Source organism: Streptomyces sp. NPDC028711 (assembly GCF_055565415.1).
The window spans coordinates 129,701-150,398 of record NZ_JBVHUJ010000008.1 but is presented as its reverse complement, the minus strand read 5'-3'; the positions used below and the strand labels follow the sequence as shown (position 1 = coordinate 150,398).

Annotated in this window: 16 protein-coding genes and 1 pseudogene; 10 read left to right on the top strand and 7 right to left on the bottom strand. The window is 71.8% G+C overall.

What is annotated here, in order from left to right:
• Window positions 1-41 precede the first annotated feature (41 nt).
• From ACZ4VK_RS24485 to ACZ4VK_RS24475, 3 genes are all read left to right on the top strand, one after another.
• Window positions 42-530, top strand: coding sequence for a DUF1877 family protein (locus ACZ4VK_RS24485; RefSeq protein WP_468355686.1), 489 nt, complete (start codon window positions 42-44; stop codon window positions 528-530).
• A 50-nt stretch (window positions 531-580) separates the two neighbouring features.
• A complete protein-coding gene (locus ACZ4VK_RS24480; RefSeq protein ID WP_468355684.1) occupies window positions 581-964 on the top strand; it encodes a VOC family protein in 384 nt (127 codons plus the stop codon).
• Window positions 965-1,033: 69 nt separating this feature from the next.
• Window positions 1,034-3,319 carry an FG-GAP repeat domain-containing protein gene (locus ACZ4VK_RS24475; RefSeq protein WP_468355681.1) on the top strand — a complete coding sequence of 762 codons (2,286 nt, stop codon included), beginning with the start codon at window positions 1,034-1,036 and terminating at the stop codon, window positions 3,317-3,319.
• A 9-nt stretch (window positions 3,320-3,328) separates the two neighbouring features.
• Here ACZ4VK_RS24475 and ACZ4VK_RS24470 read toward each other — a convergent pair whose 3' ends face one another.
• The gene (locus ACZ4VK_RS24470; protein WP_468355678.1) at window positions 3,329-3,817 is read right to left on the bottom strand and encodes an ATP-binding protein; all 489 of its coding nucleotides are present in this window, start codon (window positions 3,815-3,817) and stop codon (window positions 3,329-3,331) included.
• A gap of 55 nt (window positions 3,818-3,872) precedes the next feature.
• On the opposite strand from ACZ4VK_RS24470, the gene ACZ4VK_RS24465 reads away from it, so the two are divergent.
• Window positions 3,873-4,790 (top strand): helix-turn-helix domain-containing protein, encoded by a 918-nt coding sequence (locus ACZ4VK_RS24465; RefSeq protein WP_468355675.1) that lies wholly within the window; start codon window positions 3,873-3,875, stop codon window positions 4,788-4,790.
• Complete coding sequence (locus ACZ4VK_RS24460) at window positions 4,787-4,975, top strand: DUF397 domain-containing protein (RefSeq protein ID WP_468355672.1); 189 nt, start codon at window positions 4,787-4,789, stop codon at window positions 4,973-4,975. Before ACZ4VK_RS24465 ends, ACZ4VK_RS24460 begins: the two co-directional genes overlap by 4 nt.
• A 77-nt stretch (window positions 4,976-5,052) precedes the next feature.
• Here the strand turns inward: ACZ4VK_RS24460 and ACZ4VK_RS24455 are convergent, their stop codons facing one another.
• A complete protein-coding gene (locus tag ACZ4VK_RS24455; protein WP_468355669.1) occupies window positions 5,053-6,249 on the bottom strand; it encodes an erythromycin esterase family protein in 1,197 nt (398 codons plus the stop codon).
• A 58-nt stretch (window positions 6,250-6,307) separates the two neighbouring features.
• On the opposite strand from ACZ4VK_RS24455, the gene ACZ4VK_RS24450 reads away from it, so the two are divergent.
• Complete coding sequence (locus ACZ4VK_RS24450; protein ID WP_468355666.1) at window positions 6,308-7,039, top strand: TioE family transcriptional regulator; 732 nt, start codon at window positions 6,308-6,310, stop codon at window positions 7,037-7,039.
• A gap of 88 nt (window positions 7,040-7,127) precedes the next feature.
• Here the strand turns inward: ACZ4VK_RS24450 and ACZ4VK_RS24445 are convergent, their stop codons facing one another.
• Entirely contained in the window at window positions 7,128-8,780 is a 1,653-nt protein-coding gene (locus ACZ4VK_RS24445; RefSeq protein WP_468355663.1) for an MFS transporter, read from the bottom strand.
• Window positions 8,781-8,981: 201 nt separating this feature from the next.
• Between ACZ4VK_RS24445 and ACZ4VK_RS24440 the strand changes: the two genes are divergently transcribed.
• The 3 genes from ACZ4VK_RS24440 to mfd all read left to right on the top strand — a co-directional run bounded on the left by ACZ4VK_RS24440 (window position 8,982) and on the right by mfd (window position 16,214).
• The gene (locus ACZ4VK_RS24440) at window positions 8,982-9,770 is read left to right on the top strand and encodes an ABC transporter ATP-binding protein (RefSeq protein ID WP_468355660.1); all 789 of its coding nucleotides are present in this window, start codon (window positions 8,982-8,984) and stop codon (window positions 9,768-9,770) included.
• Complete coding sequence (locus ACZ4VK_RS24435; RefSeq protein WP_468355658.1) at window positions 9,767-12,340, top strand: ABC transporter permease; 2,574 nt, start codon at window positions 9,767-9,769, stop codon at window positions 12,338-12,340. The genes ACZ4VK_RS24440 and ACZ4VK_RS24435 overlap by 4 nt, the downstream gene beginning before the upstream one ends.
• A gap of 319 nt (window positions 12,341-12,659) precedes the next feature.
• The gene (gene mfd / locus ACZ4VK_RS24430; RefSeq protein ID WP_468355655.1) at window positions 12,660-16,214 is read left to right on the top strand and encodes a transcription-repair coupling factor; all 3,555 of its coding nucleotides are present in this window, start codon (window positions 12,660-12,662) and stop codon (window positions 16,212-16,214) included.
• A 439-nt stretch (window positions 16,215-16,653) separates the two neighbouring features.
• Here the strand turns inward: mfd and ACZ4VK_RS24425 are convergent, their stop codons facing one another.
• Both ACZ4VK_RS24425 and ACZ4VK_RS24420 read right to left on the bottom strand, forming a co-directional pair.
• Window positions 16,654-16,956, bottom strand: coding sequence for a hypothetical protein (locus ACZ4VK_RS24425; RefSeq protein ID WP_468355652.1), 303 nt, complete (start codon window positions 16,954-16,956; stop codon window positions 16,654-16,656).
• 35 nt (window positions 16,957-16,991) lie between these two features.
• The gene (locus tag ACZ4VK_RS24420) at window positions 16,992-17,888 is read right to left on the bottom strand and encodes an RICIN domain-containing protein (RefSeq protein ID WP_468355649.1); all 897 of its coding nucleotides are present in this window, start codon (window positions 17,886-17,888) and stop codon (window positions 16,992-16,994) included.
• A gap of 230 nt (window positions 17,889-18,118) precedes the next feature.
• On the opposite strand from ACZ4VK_RS24420, the pseudogene ACZ4VK_RS24415 reads away from it, so the two are divergent.
• Window positions 18,119-18,517, top strand: a pseudogene (locus ACZ4VK_RS24415) (transposase); the annotation flags it as partial.
• Window positions 18,518-18,668: 151 nt separating this feature from the next.
• Here ACZ4VK_RS24415 and ACZ4VK_RS24410 read toward each other — a convergent pair.
• Together ACZ4VK_RS24410 and ACZ4VK_RS24405 are read right to left on the bottom strand one after the other, a co-directional pair.
• The gene (locus ACZ4VK_RS24410; RefSeq protein WP_468355646.1) at window positions 18,669-19,928 is read right to left on the bottom strand and encodes an SGNH/GDSL hydrolase family protein; all 1,260 of its coding nucleotides are present in this window, start codon (window positions 19,926-19,928) and stop codon (window positions 18,669-18,671) included.
• Window positions 19,929-19,956: 28 nt separating this feature from the next.
• Complete coding sequence (locus ACZ4VK_RS24405) at window positions 19,957-20,535, bottom strand: TetR/AcrR family transcriptional regulator (RefSeq protein ID WP_468355643.1); 579 nt, start codon at window positions 20,533-20,535, stop codon at window positions 19,957-19,959.
• Window positions 20,536-20,698: the final 163 nt, after the last annotated feature.

Below are 20,698 nucleotides of genomic sequence, written 5' to 3'. Positions count from 1 at the left end.
GCTGTGCGGCCCGGTAGGCGGGCCGCGAGTTGGGGGGACTCGTGAGCATCCACCTGCACCTTCGCGCCCTGGCCGAGCCCGAGATCCGGGACGACCACGCCTGGCTCGCCGCGTTCATGTGGGAGGCCTGGGAGAACCACTCCGACGAGTACGCGGCGGGTGTCGCCGCCTCCATCGCCAAGGTCTGGGACTCCGTCAACGACCTGTACGCCGCCGCGGCCGACGCCCCCGGTGCGGACACCGACGAGCCCTGGACCCTGCCGGTCTACGGCGGCCGCCCCGTGGCACACACCGCCGACACCGATCCCTCCGATCCCCCGCTGATGGTCCTGGATCCGTCAGGGGTGGCAGGGGCCGCGCGTTTCCTCGCGACCGTCGCCTTCGACGAGCTGTGGAGCGTCGTCGGCGCCGGGTTCACCGGACGCGGTCTGACCAGGGAGGAGTTCCTCGGCCTGCACACGGACCTCCGGGGGTTCTACGGGCGGGCGGCCTCGGCGGGCCACGCCGTGGTCAAAGCGGTGTGGGCCTGAGACGTGGACACACCGGACCCGCCCGCCCCCGGCCTCGTTAGGCTCCCGCCATGATCATGAAGCTGACGGCGGTCACCCTCGACTGCGCCGACCCCATGGCCCTCGCCGCCTTCTACCGGCGGGCGACGGGACTCCCGCTGAGCGAGCGGTCCGACGACGAGTTCGCCGGGCTCACCCGCGGCCCCGGTTCGTCGGGCCTCTTCCTCGGCTTCCAGCGCGTCGACGACTACCGCCCCCCGACCTGGCCCAGCCAGGGCGTCCCCCAGCAGCTGCACTTCTGCTTCGACGTCGACGACCTCGACGAGGCGGCCGCCCGGCTCGTCGAGTGGGGCGCGACCGTACCCACCTTCCAGCCCCGCCCCGACCTGTGGCGGGTCGTCCTCGACCCGGCGGGGCACCCGTTCTGCCTGACGATCCCGCGCGGCAGCGCGTAACGGAGGCCGGTGACGGACGGACGCGGCCCGTCCGCTAACCTCCCGATTCCCAGGGGAGGGAACACCTACTTGAACCACGCACGTACGCGCGGCCGCCGTCTCGCGGCCGCCGCCGTCACCATCGTCCTCGCCGCCACGGGCGGCACGCTCACCGCACTCCCGGCCACGGCGGCCGTGCCGGCCGCGACGCAGCAGGAGCAGCAGACCACCGTGCCGTTCCCGCGCAACGCGGACGTCGTCGGCGCGGGACCCAGCGGCTTCCTGTCGAAGACCCGCACCAGCACGCCCGAGTTCCGGTGGACCTGGTACGCGGACGGGTCGTCGATCGTGCTGCCCGGGGCCACCACCGCCGTCGGTGGCGGAACGGACCTCGTCGTCAGCGTCGACGACTCCGCCCCCGTCGCCGGCCGGGTGGTGCGGGTCTATGACCTGTCGACGCCCACCACCGGCGCCCCGGCCCCACAGGAGGTGGACCTCGAAGCGCTGGGCGCCGGCTACTTCTTCGAGGGCCTGGCCGGCAACACCTTGCTCCTCGGGCGGTACGACGAAGGCGGCCCCGTGGAGCAGTACGCCGTCACACTCGACGGCGGCACCCCGAAGCCCAGACGGCTGATCCCGACGCCCGAGGTCGAGTGCTCTCCTTTCGGGGAGAGCTGGACGGACACCGGCTCCGCGATCTACGACTGCCTCATCGGCGCAGCGGGGACGCCCGCCAAGATCTCCGTCGATCTCGCCACGGGAGCTTCGGCCTGGCACCTTCAGGACGAGGACCAGTGGGCTTACGACGGCGCCATATCCGCGACCCATGTGGCCTGGCGCGAGGCGCGGCCGGGAGATGACGGGATCGTCGCCCTCAAGCGCGGCGCTGGGGGCACGCGCCAGTGGTTCCCGGACGCCGAAGCCGATGTGTCCGCCCCGCTGTACCTGGTCGGCGGCTGGATGGCGTACGGCCATAAGGGCCACATCGACGGGGCTGCCGACGGTCGCTATCACCCGACGAAGCGGCCGTTCACCGTCCAGTCAGCCGACACTGGCGAGAAGGCCGTCCTCCTCACCGCGTTCTCCTCCGCCGTCGCCGGTCCCGGCGGCTCGCTCCTGGTGCGCGGTGGCACCCCCGAGCAGGGCGAAGGCCTCTACCGGATCTCGCCGCGCGCCGACGGCGGCAGACCGGACGTCGAACTGGTCGCGTCCACGGGCCAGAACACCGTCATCACTCTGACCGGCTCCACCACCCCGCAGGCACTCACCGGTGACCAGCTCGCGAACGGGGTCGACTTCAGCTGGGACCTGTCACGCGGGGACGCGACCGTGCAGGTCACCCTGAAGCACGTCCGCAGCGGCCAGTCGATCACCAAGTCGTGGCCCGCCGACGTCGTCGACGGGGCACCCCGCCAGGTCACCTGGCGCTGGGACGGCAAGGACCCCGAGCGCCCGGACGGGCTGCTGACCCCGGCCCGCGCGGGCGAGTACGAGTGGAAGATCTACGCCCACCCGGAGGAGGGGGTCGGCCCCGACCTGGTCACCACCGGCCGGTTCACCGTGACCCGGCCCCCCGCGCCCCACGACTTCGACGGCGACGGCACCGCCGACCTGCTCGTGCGGGAGCCCGGCAGCGACCTGTTCTCGTACCGGTCGCAGCCCGTCGCGGTGGGTGGCTCGGTCATGTACGCGGGCGGTAGCCGGATCGGCGGCGGCTGGCGGTTCTACGACCGGCTCGAAACCGCCGGGAACATCGCCGGTACGACCGCTCCCGACGTCCTCGCCCGGGACGCCTCCGGCGTCCTCTGGCTCTACCGGGGCACCGGTGACCGGAACGCGCTCCTCTCCGGCCGCACTCGCGTCGGCGGAGGTTGGCAGACGTACGACCGGATCGCGGCCGGCAGCGACGTCACCGGCGACGGCCGTCCCGACGTCGTCGCCACCGACAAGGCCGGCGTCCTGTGGCTCTCCCCCGGCACGGGGAACACCACCACGCCCTTCGCCGCCCGCAAGCGGATCGGCGGCGGCTGGGGCATCTACAACGAGGTCGCCGCCGTAGGCAACCTCGCCGGTGGCCCCGCCGGTGACCTCCTCGCCCGGGACAAGGCCGGTGTCCTCTGGCTGTACCTCGGCAAGGGCGACGGCACCTTCGCCGCCCGCACCCGGCTCGGCGGCGGCTGGGGAGGTTTCCTGGACCTCGTCGGCGTCGGCGACGCCAACGGTGACGGCCACGCCGACCTCATGGCGGCCGCCGTCCCGACTCCCGCCTACTGGGGCACCACCTTCTACGCCGGTACGGGCGACTGGAAGGCGCCTTTCAAGCCCGGCGTGAAGACGAACGTCACCAGCTGGCGGAGGTACGACACCATCTTCTAGCCAAGCTCCTCAGCCGAGCGCGCACTCCGCCCACACCGTCTTCCCCGGCGCCCCGAGCCTCGGGCACCAGCCCCAGCGGTCGGCGAGCGACTCGACGAGCAGCAAGCCCCGGCCCCCGTCCGCCAGTTCCGGACGGGGGCCGGTGAGCTTTCCCGGGCGCGGCGGTACGCGTTCGGCCCGGGTGTCGCTCACCTCGACCCGCGCTACGGGCCGGGGCCCGTCCGTGACCCGCAGCAGCAGCCGGAAGTCCCGTCCGGGTACGTGGCCGTGCCGCACCGCGTTCGCCGCCAGCTCGGCGGCGACCAGGACGACGCTCTCGTGCGGCCCGGTCCCGTACGGCACGCCCCACTCGTCGAGCCGCACGCCGACAAGGCGGCGCGCGAGCCGGGCGCCCCGGGGCGTCGACGTGAACCGCAGGGTGAAGACCCGGTCGCCCAAGTGAGCCGAGTGGCCGCCGAGTTGCGCGGGGGCGGTGGGGCTGAGGTTGTCGCTCGTCATGCCTCCCAAGCTCCTCTTGGTGGCGTAGCGTGACCAGTGGTGACGCACCGACGCGATGGCCTTGTACGTGGGGTGTCGGTGCGCGTACGAGAGGCGGGGTGCGTTGGCGGAAGAGCAGACGGGCACGGCACCGGAGGCCGGACCCGAGGCGGACGCGGGACGGACGGCGGACAAGTCCGGTCACGGGGTGGTGGCGGCGTTCGGGCAGAGCCTGAAGACGCTGCGGACGCGGGCGGGGATGGAACGGGAGGAGTTCGGCAAGCGGCTGGGCTATTCGGCGTCCACCATCGCCTCGTTCGAACAGGGCCGGAGGATCCCGCCACCGCGCGCGATCGACCGGTCGGATGAGGTACTGGACGCGGGCGGGCTGCTGACCGTCTGGAAGGACCAGCTGGAAAAGGCGCAGTATCCGGCGTTCTTCCAGGGCATGGCGCAGCTGGAGAAGCAGGCGATAGAGCTGCTGTCGTACGACACCCTGGTGGTCAACGGTCTGCTCCAGACGGAGGAGTACACGCGGGCGCTGCTGAGCAATCGGCGGCCCCCGCTCGACTCGGAGACGATCGAGCAGCGGGTGACCGCTCGGCTTGCCCGACAGGACATCTTCGACAGGCGCCCCGCGCCTCTCCTGAGTTTCGTCATGTGCGAGTCGGTGCTGCGGCGGAAGTTCGGGGGCAAGGAAGTGCTCCGGGGGCAGCTGGAACAGCTCCTCCTCGTCGGCCAGCGGAGGAACGTCGAGCTCCAGGTGATGCCGCTCGACTGCGAGGAGAACGCGGGAGTGGACGGGCCCTTCACCCTCGTCACTCGTCAAGACGGCAAGAGGTTCGTCTACGCGGAGGTTCAGGGCACCAGTGCGCTGGAGACCGGCCCTAAACAGGGCGTTCTCGCCGCCGCTCTCTATGGGATCATCCGGTCGCAGGCTCTCACCCCACGAGAGTCGCTGGAGTTCATCGAGAAGTTGCTAGGAGAGCTATGAACAACACGGAATCACTCGCCTGGTTCAAGAGCAGCTACAGCGGCGCTGAGGGCGGCCAGTGCATCGAGGTCGCGACCGGCGCCGACGCCGTCCACGTCCGTGACTCCAAGGACGTGGCCCGTGCGGCCCTCCGGGTCTCCCCCGAGGCGTGGGCCGGGTTCGTCGGGCTCGCCTCGGCGGAGTAGTACAGCCGCCGCTTGTACGCGTGAGAGCCCTGCCCGTCCGAGCCGGACCGGCAGGGCTCGTCAGGTGGTGGGGCCTGTCAGGTCACGTCCTTCACGAACACCAGGCCGTCGCTGTTCGCCAGGTGCGCCGGGTCCAGTGGGGCGTAGCCGAACCACGGGGATTCGCGGCGGGCGGGGGGTGTGGTGGCGAGGGCGGTGGTCAGGCGGTGGGTGTCGATGACGTAGCTGTTCTCCGGGAGCGCGTACAGGAGTCCTTCGACGGTGTCCGGGGGTGGTGTGTCCACGCCCCGGTGCCGGATCGTGCCGAGGGCCGTGCTGATGAACGCGTACTCCTCGCCCAGTTCGGCGCTCACCAGTGCCCCCGCGCTCCACCATTCCACCGGCCCCTCCCACATCCGCATCGCGCTCTTCTCGCGCTGGAGGTGGGAGTTGTGGGCGTTGACGAGTACCGGGCCCCGGGCGGCGAGGGCGAGGAGGTTGCCCGCCATCATCGCGTCCCGCTGCGCGCACAGTCGGGTCATGCGGGCGGGCGAGGGGTCGGCCATCGCGTGGTGGTAGCGCAGCAGGCCGAGGGCGGTGCGGCCGTACAGGCGGGCCCGGTCCAGGTCGTCGCGCGAGCCCGTCGCGAGCAGGTGCGGAGTCTGTGCGTCGAGCAGTGCCGTCAGTTCGTCGGCCAGCAGCCGCAACTCGCCCGCCTCGGTCGACCGTCCCACCGACCGGGACGGGTCCCTCATCGCGGCGGGTTCCGTCCAGCGGTCGTCGGGGCCGAGCAGGCGGTCGAGGGCTTCCCGGGTGCAGGGGAGCATGTCCGCGTCCACGCGGGCCGCGAGGTGGTCGTGGAGGGCGGTGAGGGCCTCGCGGGGGCTCGCGGCCTCCGTGATCTCCAGCGGGCCGTCGAAGCCCGCGAAGCGGAGCCAGTCCGGCGATGGGCGGTTCTCGTTGAAGTCGCGCATCCAGCACACGAGTTCGCGGTTGGAGGGAAAGGCTCCCCAGTCGTGGCTGAAGCCTTGCTCCATCACCTCGTCGAGCGTGCCCCTGCCCGTCGTGACGTGGGCGTCCACGGTCAGGCCCCTCAGGCAGTCGGTCTCCATCGCGATCGTCCGGTAGCCCTCCTCCTCGACGAGCTGCCGGAAGAGCGCGTTGCGCAGGTCGAGGAGGTCGTCCTCGCCGTGGGTGGGCTCGCCCAGGGCGAGGAGTCGGGGCCGGGCCGGCAGCAGCCTCATGACGGCGGCGGCGTCGACGGCATGGGCGGTGTCCTTGATGTCAGTCGCCATGCCTTCAACGGTATCGCTGAACCTCCGGTGGAGACTTTTCCGCGATACCGTCGCTGCTATGCGGGAAAAGCTTCAAAGCGAGAGACGGCTCAGGCCGGTTGATCTGGCGCGTCGGCACGGTCTTTCCACCCAGGCCGTCCGGAACTACGAGGAGGCCGGCATCCTCCCGGCCGCCGACCGCACCGCCGCCGGGTACCGCGCCTACACCTCGCTGCACGCGGCGGCCCTGCGCGCGTTCCTCGCCCTGGTGCCCGGGCACGGGCACCGGACGGCGGCGTCGATCATGCGGGCCGTGAACGAGGGGGCGGTCGACGGGGCGTTCCGCCTCATCGACGAGAGCCACGCCCAGCTCCTCGACGACCGGCGGACCCTCCAGGCCGTGGAGAGCGCCCTGCGCGACCTGGGCGAGGACAGGGGGGCCGCGCCCCTCGTGGCGTCCGGGGCCGGGGGTTCGTTCATCGGGCCGCTGGCCGGGGCGCTCGGCCTCCGGCCCGCGACGCTGCGGAAGTGGGAGCGCGCCGGGCTGGTGCGGCCGCGCCGTGACCCCCGTACCGGCTACCGCGTCTACGACGAGGCCGACGTACGGGACGCCCGGCTCGCCCATCAGTTGAGGCGGGGCGGCTACCCGCTGGAGCGGATCGCCCCGCTGATCGCGGAGGTGCGGGCGGCCGGCGGCCTGGAGCCGCTGGCGGCCGCCCTCGGTGACTGGCACGGCCGGCTGTCCGCCCGGGGGCGGGCGATGCTGGCGGGGGCGGGGGAGCTGGAGGCGTATCTGCGCGAGCGCGGGTGAGGCGTTCGTACGGTCGCACCGCACAGCACCGCACCGCACCACACAGCACCGCACCGCACAGCACCGCGCCACACCGCCTGACGGGCTCTCAGCCCCGCTCCGACTCCTCCGTGAGGACCGGGAAGCGGCGCGGTGCGAGGGTGAGCAGGACCAGGAGGGCGAGGGCGGCGGCGGCCGCCGCGCCCAGGTAGACGTAGTCGACCGCCGCGTCGACCGCGCGGCGCAGGTGGTCGGCGGCCTCGGCCGTGAGCGACGCGGGGGTGTCCAGGGCGCGGGCCAGGGAGTCCAGGTCGCCGCTGCCGCCGAGGCGGGCGGCGAGGACACCGTTGGCGATGGCGCCGAACAGGGCCGCGCCCACGCTCTGGCCGACCTGGCGGCAGAAGAGGACGGAGGCGGTGGTCGTACCGCGTTCCTCGTACGGGACGGTCGACTGCACACCGACGATCAGGGGCAGTTGGAAGAGGCCGAGGGCCGCCCCGAGCAGCAGCATCAGGAGCGCGGGCTGCCAGGCCTCCCCGGGGAACGGCAGGAACGGGAACGCAAGGAGCAGGACGAGCGCGAGCGAGATGCCGAGGATCGCGGTGAGGCGGAAACCGATGCGGGTGTAGAGCCGGTTGGAGAGGGCGGCCGAGATCGGCCAGCTGAGGGTCCACGAGGAGAGGACGAACCCGGCGGCGATCGGGCCGAGGCCCAGGACGGCCTGGGCGTACGTCGGCAGGAAGACGGTCGGGGCGACCATGAGGAGGCCGAGGGCGCCGAGGGAGAGGTTGACGGCGGAGATGGTGCGGCGGCGCCAGACCCAGCCGGGGATGATCGGTTCGGCCGCGCGCCGCTCGATGACGACGGTCAGGGCGGCGAGGGCGGCGGCCCCGCCGAAGAGGCCCAGGGACGGGGCGGAGAGCCAGGGCCAGGCGACGCCGCCCTGGACGAGCGCGCTGATGAGCAGCGCGCCGGTGGCGAAGATGGCGAGGGCCCCGGCCCAGTCGATCCGCACGCGCGCGCGGGGCGCGGCCCCTTCTGTTCCTGCTCCGACCGATCGGGGTCTGGACGGCTCCACCAGGTGGCGTTGGATCAGCCAGAGTGCGACAAGGCCGACCGGCAGGTTGATGAGGAAGATCCAGCGCCAGTCGGCGTAACCGGCGAGGAGACCGCCCGCGGCCGGGCCCGCGACCGAGGAGGCGGCCCACACCGAGGACAGGCGCGCCTGGATCCTGGGGCGCCCGCCCGCGGCCGGGCCCGCGACCGAGGAGGCGGCCCACACCGAGGACAGGCGCGCCTGGATCCTGGGGCGTTCCTTCAGGGGGTAGAGGTCGGCGGCGAGGGTCTGGACGGTGCCCTGGAGGGCGCCGCCGCCGAGGCCCTGGACGATACGGAAGGCGATCAGGGATGCCATGTCCCAGGCGGCGGCGCAGAGCAGGGAGCCGACGAGGAAGAGGACGGTCCCCGCGATGAGGACGGGCTTGCGGCCGAAGGTGTCGCTGAGCTTCCCGTACACGGGCAGCGTGACCGTGACGGCGAGCAGATAGCCGGAGAAGAGCCAGGAGAAGACGGAGAGTCCGCCGAGGTCGCCGACGATCTGGGGGACGGCGGTGGACACGATGGTGCCGTCGAGGGCGGCGAGGCCCATCGCGAGCATCAGCGCGAGGACCACGGGGCGGCGGCGGGCGGCTGCGTCGGGCGTGGGGGAGGGCGGCGCGGTGGGCCCGGTCTTTCCGGCTGGTGTCGGGGCGGACTCGGTCACCGCGCGGTTCCTTTCTTCGTACACCTAAATGGTCGCGGTCAGGGTCTCACTCGGACCACGGGTGGAGGAACCCCTAGGGGCCTCTCCCCCATACGGGCCAGGGCTCGGTCGTCCCGGCGGAGGACGAGAAGGCGGCCGCCCGCTTCTTAACTTGAACTTACAAACCCACCCACTGCTCCATCCCACCGCTAGGAGAGAACCGTGACCACGGCTGTGACCATCCCCAAGCACGGGGGTACGGGAGGAAGTACGGCCGTCGTCGCGCGGGCGCGTCAGGTCGTCAAGGCGTACGGCTCCGGTGAGACCCGGGTCGTCGCGCTCGACTCCGTCGACGTCGACATCGCCCGCGGACAGTTCACCGCGATCATGGGCCCCTCCGGGTCCGGCAAGTCGACCCTGATGCACTGCCTCGCCGGGCTCGACACCGTCACCAGCGGCGAGATCTTCCTCGACGAGACCGAGATCACCGGACTCAAGGACAAGAAGCTCACCCAGCTCAGACGGGACCGCATCGGCTTCATCTTCCAGGCGTTCAACCTGCTGCCGACCCTGAGCGCCCTGGAGAACATCACGCTCCCCATGGACATCGCGGGGCGCAAGCCGGACGCCGAGTGGCTGCGCCGTGTCGTCGACACCGTCGGGCTCTCCGACCGGCTCAAGCACCGGCCGAACGAGCTCTCCGGCGGCCAGCAGCAGCGCGTCGCCGTCGCCCGCGCGCTCGCCGCCCGGCCCGAGATCATCTTCGGCGACGAGCCGACCGGAAACCTCGACTCGCGGGCCGGCGCCGAGGTCCTCGGCTTCCTCCGCACCTCCGTCGACGAACTGGGCCAGACCATCGTCATGGTCACCCACGACCCGGTCGCCGCGTCCTACGCCGACCGCGTCCTCTACCTCGCCGACGGGCGGATCGTCGACGAGATGCTGCGGCCCACCGCCGACGCCGTCCTCGACCGCATGAAGGACTTCGACGCGCGCGGGCGGACGTCATGAGCGTCCTCAAGTCCTCCCTGCGCAACTTCCTCGCGCACAAGGGCCGGATGGCGCTCTCCGCCGTCGCCGTCCTCCTCTCCGTCGCCTTCGTCTCGGGGACGCTCGTCTTCACCGACACGATGAACACGACGTTCGACAAGCTCTTCGCGTCGACCGCGTCCGACGTCACCGTCAGCCCGAAGAACGGCTCGGTCAGCGACGAGACCCCGCAGTCCGGCCGCCCCGAGGCCTTTCCCGCCTCGCTCGTCGAGCAGGTGCGGAAGGCCGAGGGCGTCCAGTCCGTCCAGGGCGCCGTCACCTCCCTCAGCGTCACCGTCGTCGACGCGAAGAACAAGAACGTCGGGCCCACCAGCGGCGCCCCGACGATCGCCGTCAACTGGAGCCCGAACGAGCTGCGTTCGGTGGAGATCGTCTCCGGCCACGAGCCGCGCGGCCCCACCGACGTCGTCGTCGACGGCGCCACCGCCGAGAAGCACGGCCTGAAGCTCGGCGACGAGCTGCGGACGATCTCCGTCACCGGTGACTTCACCGCGAAGATCTCCGGCATCGTCGACTTCAAGGTCACCAACCCCGGCGCCACCGTCGTCTACTTCGACACCGCCACCGCGCAGCGCGAACTCCTCGGCAAAGAAGGCCTGTTCACGCAGGTACTGGCCGACGCCGAGCCGGGTGTCCCGCACGACGCCCTCAAGAAGAACATCGCCGCGTCGATCGGCGACGGCTACACGCTCCAGACCGCCGCCGAAGCCGCCGACGCCGGCCGCGAGGACGTCGCCGGCTTCCTCGACGTCATGAAGTACGCCATGCTCGGCTTCGCCGGGATCGCCTTCCTCGTCGGCATCTTCCTCATCGTCAACACCTTCTCCATGCTGGTCGCCCAGCGCACCCGCGAGATCGGCCTGATGCGGGCCATCGGCTCCAGCCGCAGGCAGGTGAACCGTTCCGTCCTCGTCGAGGCGGTGCTCCTCGGCGTCGTCGGCTCGATCGCCGGAGTCGCGGCGGGCGTCGGTCTCGCCGTCGGACTCATGGAACTCATGTCCTCCATCGGCATGGAACTCTCCACCGGCGACCTCACCGTGAAGTGGACGACCCCGGCCGTCGGCCTCGCCCTCGGCATCGTCGTCACCGTCCTCGCCGCCTACATCCCGGCCCGCCGCGCCGGGAAGATCTCCCCGATGGCCGCCCTCCGCGACGCGGGAACCCCCGCCGACGGCAAGGCCGGCCGGATCCGGGGCGGGATCGGCCTCGGCCTCACCGCCGCCGGAGCGGCCGCCCTGGTCGCGGCGGCCCGCGCCGCCGAAGCCGGCCCCGGCTCGCTCTGGCTCGGCCTCGGCGTCGTCCTCACCCTCCTCGGCTTCGTCGTCGTCGGCCCGCTCCTCGCCGGCGGAGTCGTCCGCGCCCTCGGCGCCGTCGTCCTGCGGATCTTCGGCCCCGTCGGCCGCCTGGCCGAACGGAACGCGCTCCGCAACCCGCGCCGCACCGGCGCCACCGCCGCCGCGCTCATGATCGGCCTCGCGCTCGTCGCCGGCCTCTCGGTCGTCGGCTCCTCGATGGTCGCCTCCGCCACCGACGAACTCGACCGGTCCGTCGGCGCCGACTTCATCGTGCGGTCCGGCACCGGGCAGCCGATCGTGCCGCAGGCCCAGGCCGCGCTCGAGAAGGCGCCCGGCCTCGACCACGTCACCGAGTACAAGTGGGTCGACGCCACGGTCACCGACCCGCGCGGAAAGACCACGAAGGCCGACCTGGCCGCCACCGAGCCGACGTACGTCGAGGACCTGCGCCGGGAGACCACGGCCGGCACCCTCACCGACGCCTACGAGCCCGGGGCGATGTCCGTCGGCAGCGACTACGCCACGGCGCACGGCGTGAAGGTCGGCGACGTCCTGACGCTCGCCTTCAAGGGCGGCGAGAAGACGAAGCTCAAGGTCGCGGCGATCACCGCCGACACGGGCACCGTCGACAACGGGGCGATGTACGTCAACGTCTCCACCCTCGCCGAACACGTCCCCGCCGAGCGCCTGCCGCACAGCCTGCTCCTCCTCGCCAGCGCGAAGGACGGCCAGGAGACCCAGGCGTACCAGGCGCTCAAGGACGCGCTCGCGCCGTACCCCCAGTACAAGGTGAGCAACCAGGCCGACTACAAGGAGGAGCTGAAGGACCAGGTCGGCCAGCTGCTCAACATCGTGTACGGGCTCCTCGCCCTCGCGATCGTCGTCGCCGTCCTCGGGGTCGTGAACACCCTGGCCCTCTCCGTCGTCGAGCGGACCCGCGAGATCGGCCTCATGCGGGCCATCGGCCTCTCCCGCCGGCAGCTGCGCCGCATGATCCGCCTGGAGTCGGTCGTCATCGCGCTCTTCGGCGCGCTGCTCGGCCTCGGCCTGGGCATGGGCTGGGGCACGGCGGCCCAGAAGCTCCTCGCCCTGGAGGGCCTCGGGGTCCTGGAGATCCCGTGGACGACGATCCTGACAGTGTTCGTGGGGTCGGCGTTCGTGGGGCTGTTCGCGGCCCTTGTGCCGGCGTTCCGGGCGGGGCGGATGAACGTACTGAACGCGATCGCGAGCGAGTAGCCGCGGCCGCGATGGACCGGGTGCCGTCCCCTCAGGGGGCGGCACCTCGCCGTTTCGGGCCCGCCCGTTGCGGGGCCGGGCGGTCACCCGACGACACGGGGGTGGATCGGGGCCCGCCCGCGCGGGGCGGTTGCCCGCAGGGGCGGCGGGCTCGGCGCCCGCACGGGGGACCGCGGGTGGTCTTCGGGGGCGGCGTGGGTGGGGGCGTCGTAGGCTGGGGGGCCCGGTCCATGCGTGTCCGGGAGCACCCCGGCCCGTGACACGTGTCGGGCTGTTCGCGTTGTCCGACCCCGTCGTTCGAACCCGGGATGGAAGCTCCATGAGCCTGCACGGTCTGCTTGATGTCGTCGTCAAGGACGCGGCCCTCGCCGAGGCGGTGAAGGCCGCGTCCGACGGGAACCGCCCCCACGTGGACCTGGTCGGGCCGGCGGCCGCGCGGCCCTTCGCCGTCGCCGCGCTCGCCCGGGACTCGGGGCGGCCGGTGCTCGCGGTGACCGCGACCGGGCGGGAGGCCGAGGACCTCGCCGCCGCGCTGCGGTCCCTGCTCGACCCGGACGGGGTCGTCGAGTACCCCTCCTGGGAGACCCTGCCGCACGAGCGGCTCTCGCCCCGTTCGGACACCGTCGGGCGTCGGCTCGCGGTGCTCCGGCGTCTCGCGCACCCGCGTGACGACGACCCGGCCGCCGGGCCCGTCAGCGTCGTCGTCGCGCCCATCCGCTCCGTGCTCCAGCCGCAGGTCAAGGGCCTCGGCGACCTGGAGCCCGTCAGCCTGCGGAGTGGGCAGACGGCCGATCTGAACGAGATCGTCGAGGGCCTCGCCGCCGCCGCGTACTCCCGTGTCGAGCTCGTCGAGAAGCGCGGCGAGTTCGCCGTGCGCGGCGGCATCCTGGACGTCTTCCCGCCGACCGAGGAGCACCCGCTCCGGATCGAGTTCTGGGGCGACGACGTCGAGGAGATCCGTTACTTCAAGGTCGCCGACCAGCGGTCCCTGGAGGTCGCCGAGCACGGTCTGTGGGCGCCGCCCTGCCGTGAGCTGCTGCTGACCGAGGACGTGCGGCAGCGGGCGGCGGCGCTCGCCGAGGAGCACCCGGAGCTGGGCGAGCTGCTCAACAAGATCGCCGAGGGGATCGCCGTCGAGGGCATGGAGTCCCTCGCCCCCGTCCTCGTCGACGACATGGAGCTGCTGCTCGACGTCCTGCCGCAGGGGGCCATGGCCGTCGTCTGCGACCCCGAGCGGGTGCGGACGCGGGCCTCGGACCTCGTCGCCACGAGCCAGGAGTTCCTCCAGGCCTCCTGGGCGGCGACCGCCGGCGGCGGAGTGGCCCCGATCGACGTCGGCGCGGCCTCCCTGTGGGGGATCGCGGACGTACGGGACCGGGCGCGCGAGCTCGGCATGGCCTGGTGGTCGGTGTCGCCGTTCGCGGCGGACGAGACAGGCCCGGGCGACGGGGACACCCTCACCCTCGGCATGCACGCCCCCGAGTCGTACCGCGGCGACACGGCCCGCGCGCTCGCCGACACCAAGGGGTGGCTGGCCGACGGCTGGCGCACGGTGTACGTGACGGAGGCCCACGGTCCGGCGGCGCGCACGGTCGAGGTCCTCGGCGGTGAGGGCATCGCCGCGCGCCTGACTGCGCTTGATTCAAAGACGGGCGACCTGACGGAGATCTCCCCGTCCGTCGTCCACGTCGCCTGCGGTTCCATCGACCATGGCTTCGTCGACGCGGGCCTCAAGCTCGCCGTCCTCACCGAGACCGACCTGTCGGGCCAGAAGGCGGCCGGCAAGGACGGTCAGCGGATGCCGGCCAAGCGCCGGAAGACGATCGACCCGCTGACCCTGGAGGTCGGCGACTACATCGTGCACGAGCAGCACGGTGTCGGCCGGTACGTGGAGATGGTCCAGCGGACCGTGCAGGGCGCGACCCGCGAGTACCTCCTCGTCGAGTACGCGCCCGCGAAGCGCGGCCAGCCCGGCGACCGGCTGTACATCCCGACCGACCAGCTGGAGCAGGTCACCAAGTACGTCGGCGGCGAGGCGCCGACCCTGCACCGGCTCGGCGGCGCGGACTGGACGAAGACGAAGGCGCGCGCGAAGAAGGCCGTCAAGGAGATCGCCGCCGACCTGATCAAGCTCTACTCGGCGCGGATGGCGGCACCCGGTCACGCCTTCGGGCCCGACACCCCCTGGCAGCGCGAGCTGGAGGACGCCTTCCCGTACGTGGAGACCCCCGACCAGCTGTCCACCATCGCCGAGGTGAAGGAGGACATGGAGAAGACGGTCCCCATGGACCGTCTGATCTGCGGCGACGTCGGCTACGGCAAGACGGAGATCGCGGTACGGGCGGCCTTCAAGGCGGTGCAGGACGGCAAGCAGGTCGCGGTGCTCGTCCCGACGACGCTGCTCGTGCAGCAGCACTTCGGCACGTTCGGCGAGCGGTACTCGCAGTTCCCCGTGAAGGTGCGCGCGCTGTCCCGCTTCCAGTCCGACACCGAGTCCAAGGCGACCCTCGAGGGGCTGCGGGACGGCTCGGTCGACATCGTCATCGGCACCCACCGCCTCTTCTCCTCGGAGACGAAGTTCAAGGACCTGGGCCTGGTCATCGTCGACGAGGAGCAGCGCTTCGGCGTCGAGCACAAGGAGCAGCTGAAGAAGCTCCGTGCCAACGTCGACGTCCTCACCATGTCGGCGACCCCCATCCCCCGCACGCTCGAGATGGCCGTCACCGGGATCCGCGAGATGTCGACGATCACGACCCCGCCGGAGGAGCGGCACCCGGTCCTCACCTTCGTGGGCCCGTACGAGGAGAAGCAGATCGGCGCCGCGATCCGGCGTGAACTCCTGCGCGAGGGCCAGGTCTTCTACATCCACAACCGCGTCGACTCCATCGACCGCGCGGCGGCCCGCCTGCGGGAGATCGTGCCCGAGGCGCGGATCGCGACGGCGCACGGCCAGATGAGCGAGAGCGCCCTCGAGCAGGTGGTCGTCGACTTCTGGGAGAAGAAGTTCGACGTCCTCGTCTCCACGACGATCGTGGAGTCCGGCATCGACATCTCCAACGCCAACACGCTCATCGTGGAGCGCGGCGACAACTTCGGCCTCTCGCAGCTCCACCAGCTGCGCGGCCGGGTCGGCCGTGGCCGGGAGCGGGGGTACGCGTACTTCCTGTACCCGCCGGAGAAGCCGCTCACGGAGACCGCGCACGAGCGGCTCGCGACGATCGCCCAGCACACCGAGATGGGCGCCGGCATGTACGTGGCGATGAAGGACCTGGAGATCCGGGGCGCGGGCAATCTGCTCGGCGGCGAGCAGTCCGGTCACATCGCGGGCGTCGGCTTCGACCTGTACGTGCGGATGGTCGGCGAGGCGGTCGCGGACTACCGGGCGCAGATGGAGGGCGGTGCGGAGGAGGAGGCACCCCTGGAGGTCAAGATCGAGCTGCCGGTCGACGCCCACATGCCGCACGACTACGCGCCGGGGGAGCGGCTGCGGCTCCAGGCGTACCGCTCGATCGCCTCCGCGAACTCGGAGGAGGACATCAGGGCCGTACGCGAGGAGCTCACCGACCGTTACGGCAAGCTGCCCGAGCCGGTCGAGAACCTGCTCCTGGTGGCGGGTCTCCGGATGCTGGCGCGGGCCTGCGGGGTCGGCGAGATCGTCCTCCAGGGGCCCAACATCCGCTTCGCGCCGGTGGAGTTGCGCGAGTCGCAGGAGCTGCGTCTGAAGCGGCTCTATCCGCGCACGGTGATCAAGCCGGCGGTCCACCAGATCCTGGTGCCGCGCCCGACGGCGGGCAAGATCGGCGGCAAGCCGGTGGTGGGGCGTGAACTGCTCGCGTGGACCGGGGAGTTCCTGACGACGATCCTCGGGTCCTAGGCGGTGTCTGACAAAGATCGCGCTCTGGCCCCGGCGATGTGCCAGTGGCGTCCGCTGCTGTGCCTGGCTGACGCCGGGTGCGAGCAGCCGGACCTGTTGGGCGGCAAGAAGGTTCGGGCCGGGACGAGATCTTCCCCGGACCATCTGCGGCATCGGCGCGCTGTGGTGCGGGCAGTTGCCCACGTCGGCCAGACGCGTCCACAGCAGGGGGCCTACCGGGCTCGACCACCACCCGCCCCCAGGCCCGGTGGGCGCCCTGTGCTGACTGGGGGCGCCGTCGGAGGAGGTCAGGTGCCGGTCGCCAGCCCACCGCGCACGACCAGGTTGGGCGCCTGACCCGACCGCTGGCCCCTGCACGTCCTGCCGCCAGGCCCGGCGCCAGGACGTGCCGACACTGCAGCCGGCCGCGTCTGTGGTTCCGGTCCCGCCGGTGCCGGGCTCATCGCGGGGATTGTTCGGTGACACAGCCGACTTCGAAGGACCACAGCCACGCGTCCGAGGCGGCGTCGTAGTGGAGGCGGCCGGTGGGGCAGTTGTCCGGCTTGGGATGGCAGTCGGCGTCGAAGGGGTGGATGTGGTTGCCGTCGGGCTTGCCGGTGCAGCCGTAGAAGCCGACCATCCGAGAGCTTGCCTGTTGCTCCCCGGCGAGGGCGGGGGTCCGCCCGGCCAGGGTGACGCCCGCGGCCACGATCAGGCCCGCGCCGAGCTGGAGGACAGCAACGGCCGTCAGCAGGCGTGGCACTTCCTGCGCGGAGTGAAATGACCTGTGCCGAAACGTCAGTTGATCACCTGCCAGGCCTGGTTCTTACCGCCGAGGCACGTCCACTGCTGGAGGTAGGTATTCTGCGGCGGTGCAGTCATGGCGGGGTTGTGGGCGTCGAGGCATTTGCCGCTGTGCAAAGAGCGGATCTGCCACTGGTTGTCGGCGCGGCGCTCCAGGTACCACTTCTGGTTGTTGCCGCCATGGCAGGGCCACTGGATGATCCGCGCGCCGTCGTGCGTTCCCCATCCGGCGACGTCGAGGCACTTGCCGCTGTGCTCGGCCACGATTTCGAAGACGTTCTGGTAGGCCATGTCGTTTCCGGGGCGGCGGAACGAGAAGCGTTGGTTGGCGCCGCCAGTGCTTGGCCAGGTGATCACCCCCGTCCCGTCGGCAGTGCTGCCCTGGAGCACGTCGGCGAAGAGGACCTCCTTGCCTTCGCGCTTCATCGTGTACGCGCTTCTCAGCTTGTAGTTTTTATTGGCGTAGACGAATGGGAAGGGGATGTAGCTGTCGGGGTGGACCCGGCTGTATGTCGCCTGCCAGTTCATTGGCGCCCGTTCGTTTTGCTTGCGGACCGCGGCGCGCTCGGCCTCTGTGGCACATACGAAATCCCGGGGCACTGCACGGCGTTTGACGAAACCGGCCAGGCACTGGCCGAAGGCGTCACTGCGCTCGCGGTGCAGGGCGTTCTGCGCGTCGATGGCCCAGCGCTCCCAGAACAGGATGCAGACGTGGTCCTCCCTGTCCGTCACGCGCCAGACGTAGCCCGGCCGGCAGTCATCCGGCCCGTACGGCGCCGCCGCGCTCGCAGGTGTGGCGGCGGGACCTGTGCTTGTCAGCACTCCAGCGAGCAGCAGGCCGACAGTGGCAGAAGCAGAGAGCGCCTTCGGGAGACGGCAGGGTGTGCGCATGGGGATCCCCCGGTGCTGAATACGGTCCCCGTCTTCCATGGTGCACCCGGTCCCGCTGGTACGCACGTGCGCCGCACGTTCAGGGGTGTTCACGAGTATCGCTGGCCAGCTCCGGGAGCCTCCGATTGGAAATCGCTTCGCGAGCGGTAGGTGATCGTTTCCCGAACTCGCAGGCGCCGCCGCTGATGTCAGAGGCAGGCAGTTGAATGAGGACCATGATGTCCGAGGGGCCAGGCACGGGCCGCAGCGGCTTCAAGCGGATGTACTCGCGGTTTGTGGCCCTGCGGATCCCGCCTTCCGGACGCGAGGTCCGCGACGCGGTCGACGGCCCGGAACTTCCCGAGTGCCGGCTCCTGGCTGAGTGGCCGGCCGATCAGGCCGAACCCGTCCAGTTCTGGCTCTCCGACCTGCCCGTCGACACACCCCTGACCACACTGGTCCGCCTGGCCAAGCTCCGCTGGCGCATCGAGCACGACTACCGCGAGATGAAACACTCCCTGGGCCTGGCCCACTTCGAGGGCCGCACCTGGAACGGCTGGCACCACCACGTCACCCTCGTCTCAGTCGCGCACGCCTTCTGCGCCCTGCAACGACTGGCCAGAGCCCCAAAAGACACGGCGCCGGCCTGAGCCTCTACCAAGTCGTCCGCGAGCTACAGACCCTCCTCGCGACATGGACCGGCGTCTGCCCCACCGGCCATCGCGGCACTCCCACACCAGCCCCAACCTGAACAAGCCCGACGGGACGGGGTGCGCGGCCTCTTCCGCGCACCCCGTCGGCTCACAGCTCGTCGAGGTCGAACGCCTCCGCCATCGCGCGGTAGCCCGCGTCGTTCGGGTGGATGTGGTCCTCGGAGTCGTACGCCGGGAGGATGCGGTCCGGGTCGGCCGGGTCGGCGACCGCGCGGTCGAAGTCGACGACCGCGTCGTACGCGCCGGAGGTGCGGACCCAGGTGTTGAAGGCGTCCCGCTTGGCCTCGACGGCCGGGGTGTCGTAGAAGGAGCCCTTGACCGGGGTGAGGGTCGCGCCGATGACCTTGAGGCCCTTGGCGCGGGCCTCGCGGATCAGGGTGCGGTGGCCCGCGATCAGCTGCTCGACGGAGACGTCGGGGGTGGTGGCGGCGGGGAAGTCGACCGTGCTGCCGCCGATGTCGTTGATGCCTTCGAAGAGGATGACGGTCCGTACGCCGGGTTCGGTGAGGACGTCCTGGCGGAAGCGGGTCAGGGCCTTCTCGCCCGCCCAGGTGGTGTCGTTGACGACCTGGTTGCCGGCGATCCCGTGGTTGAGGACGGCGCGGGGGCGGCCGGCGGCGGCGAGGCGTTCGGCGAGTTCGTCGGGGTAGCGGTGGTCGGCGTCCTGGGTGGAGCCCACACCGTCGGTGATGGAGTCGCCGAAGGTGACGACGCCGTTCCGGCGGGCGGTGTCGCGGCCGCCGCTGACCTCGACGCCGGAGAGGAAGTACCAGGAGGAGCTGGTCTCCGTGAAGGCGCCGCCGGTGATGTCGGCGCGGTGGTCGCCGGTCGCGCGGTAGCTGGTGGCGGAGGCGAAGTGGTGGAAGGTCGCGGGGCCCGTGTCACCGGCCAGGTAGAGGGTGACGGTCAGCGAGCCGAAGGCGTCGATCGGGAGGGTCGCGGGGTCGCTGAGGAGGGTGCCGCCGGCCGGGACGGTGACGGACGGCCGGTCGTGGAAGCGGAGATGTCGTACCGAGCCGGGGTGCACGGCGCCGTTCCCGGCCGTGCGGGCGACGGTGGCTCCCGTGATCCTCAGCGGGGTGGTGCCGTAACGGTTCGTCAGCTCGATCCGGGCCCGGGTGCCGCCGGTGGTGACGCGGACGACCTGGCGGACCGTGTGGTTGTCGAAGCCCTCCTCGGACCAGTTGGCGGCGAAGGGCACGGTCGGTGACTGCGGGGAGGCGGCCCACGCGGCCCGCCAGGCGGGGCCGTGATGGCCGGTGTCGGCGAGGGCGGTCGGCGCCAGGGCGAGGGCGGCGGTGGTGACGAGGGCGAGGGCGGCGCGGCGGAGGGTGTTCGTCGTGTGCATGCTTGCGTCAATTACATGCTGACGTCGGCTATTCCCCTGCCTCCGGGGCGAGTTGGCCCGTGAAGAGCAGTCCGGTGAGGTCGCGGAAGTACTCCTCCGGGTCCCGGTCGCCCACCGCGTCCCGGACGTTGTGGGTGAGGAGGAGGGTCGCGAAGCCATGGGCGAGGGACCAGGCGGCGATGCCCGCCGCGCGGGGGTCGGGGACGTCCCGCAGGGACGCGACGCCCTCGCGGAGTCCGGCGGAGGCGCGTTCCTTCGCGGCGAGGAGGGCGGGGTCGTCGGCGCGGAGCAGCTCCGGCTGGAACATGACCTGGAAGTGGCCGGGGTGCTCGACCGCGAAGCGCACGTACCGCACGCCGCGTTCGCGGAGGTCGGGTGCGGCGGCGAGGGCCTCGGCGAGGAGCTCGTACCCCTGGGCGGCGAGGACCGTGAGGAGTCCGGTGCGGTCCCCGAAGTGGTGGGCGGGCGCGGCGTGGGAGACACCGGCGCGGCGCGCGAGGTCGCGCAGGCTCAGTGCTCCGGGGCCCTCGGCGGTGATGACGTCGAGGGCGGCGGCGAGGACGGCCTGCCGCAGGTCGCCGTGGTGGTAGGTGCTCCGGCTCGTCATGACAGCAGCGTATCCCGCATCTAGTCATTGACAAGTTCATCGGGTGCGGCGCAGTATCTTGTCAGTGACAAGATGTGGGGCGGGAAGCTCGGGGCCTGGCTGCCGGGCCTCGGGCCTCGGGCCTCGGGTCTCGGTCTCGGGCCTCGGGCGGAGGAACGCCGCC

Coding starts and splice junctions, on each gene's coding strand:
- ACZ4VK_RS24480 (WP_468355684.1), top strand. CDS start 581: ATGATCATGAAGCTGACGGCGGTCACCCTCGACTGCGCCGACCCCATG.
- ACZ4VK_RS24470 (WP_468355678.1), bottom strand. CDS start 3,817: ATGACGAGCGACAACCTCAGCCCCACCGCCCCCGCGCAACTCGGCGGC.
- ACZ4VK_RS24465 (WP_468355675.1), top strand. CDS start 3,873: ATGGCCTTGTACGTGGGGTGTCGGTGCGCGTACGAGAGGCGGGGTGCG.
- ACZ4VK_RS24460 (WP_468355672.1), top strand. CDS start 4,787: ATGAACAACACGGAATCACTCGCCTGGTTCAAGAGCAGCTACAGCGGC.
- ACZ4VK_RS24455 (WP_468355669.1), bottom strand. CDS start 6,249: ATGGCGACTGACATCAAGGACACCGCCCATGCCGTCGACGCCGCCGCC.
- ACZ4VK_RS24450 (WP_468355666.1), top strand. CDS start 6,308: ATGCGGGAAAAGCTTCAAAGCGAGAGACGGCTCAGGCCGGTTGATCTG.
- ACZ4VK_RS24435 (WP_468355658.1), top strand. CDS start 9,767: ATGAGCGTCCTCAAGTCCTCCCTGCGCAACTTCCTCGCGCACAAGGGC.
- mfd (WP_468355655.1), top strand. CDS start 12,660: ATGAGCCTGCACGGTCTGCTTGATGTCGTCGTCAAGGACGCGGCCCTC.
- ACZ4VK_RS24420 (WP_468355649.1), bottom strand. CDS start 17,888: ATGCGCACACCCTGCCGTCTCCCGAAGGCGCTCTCTGCTTCTGCCACT.
- ACZ4VK_RS24410 (WP_468355646.1), bottom strand. CDS start 19,928: ATGCACACGACGAACACCCTCCGCCGCGCCGCCCTCGCCCTCGTCACC.
- ACZ4VK_RS24405 (WP_468355643.1), bottom strand. CDS start 20,535: ATGACGAGCCGGAGCACCTACCACCACGGCGACCTGCGGCAGGCCGTC.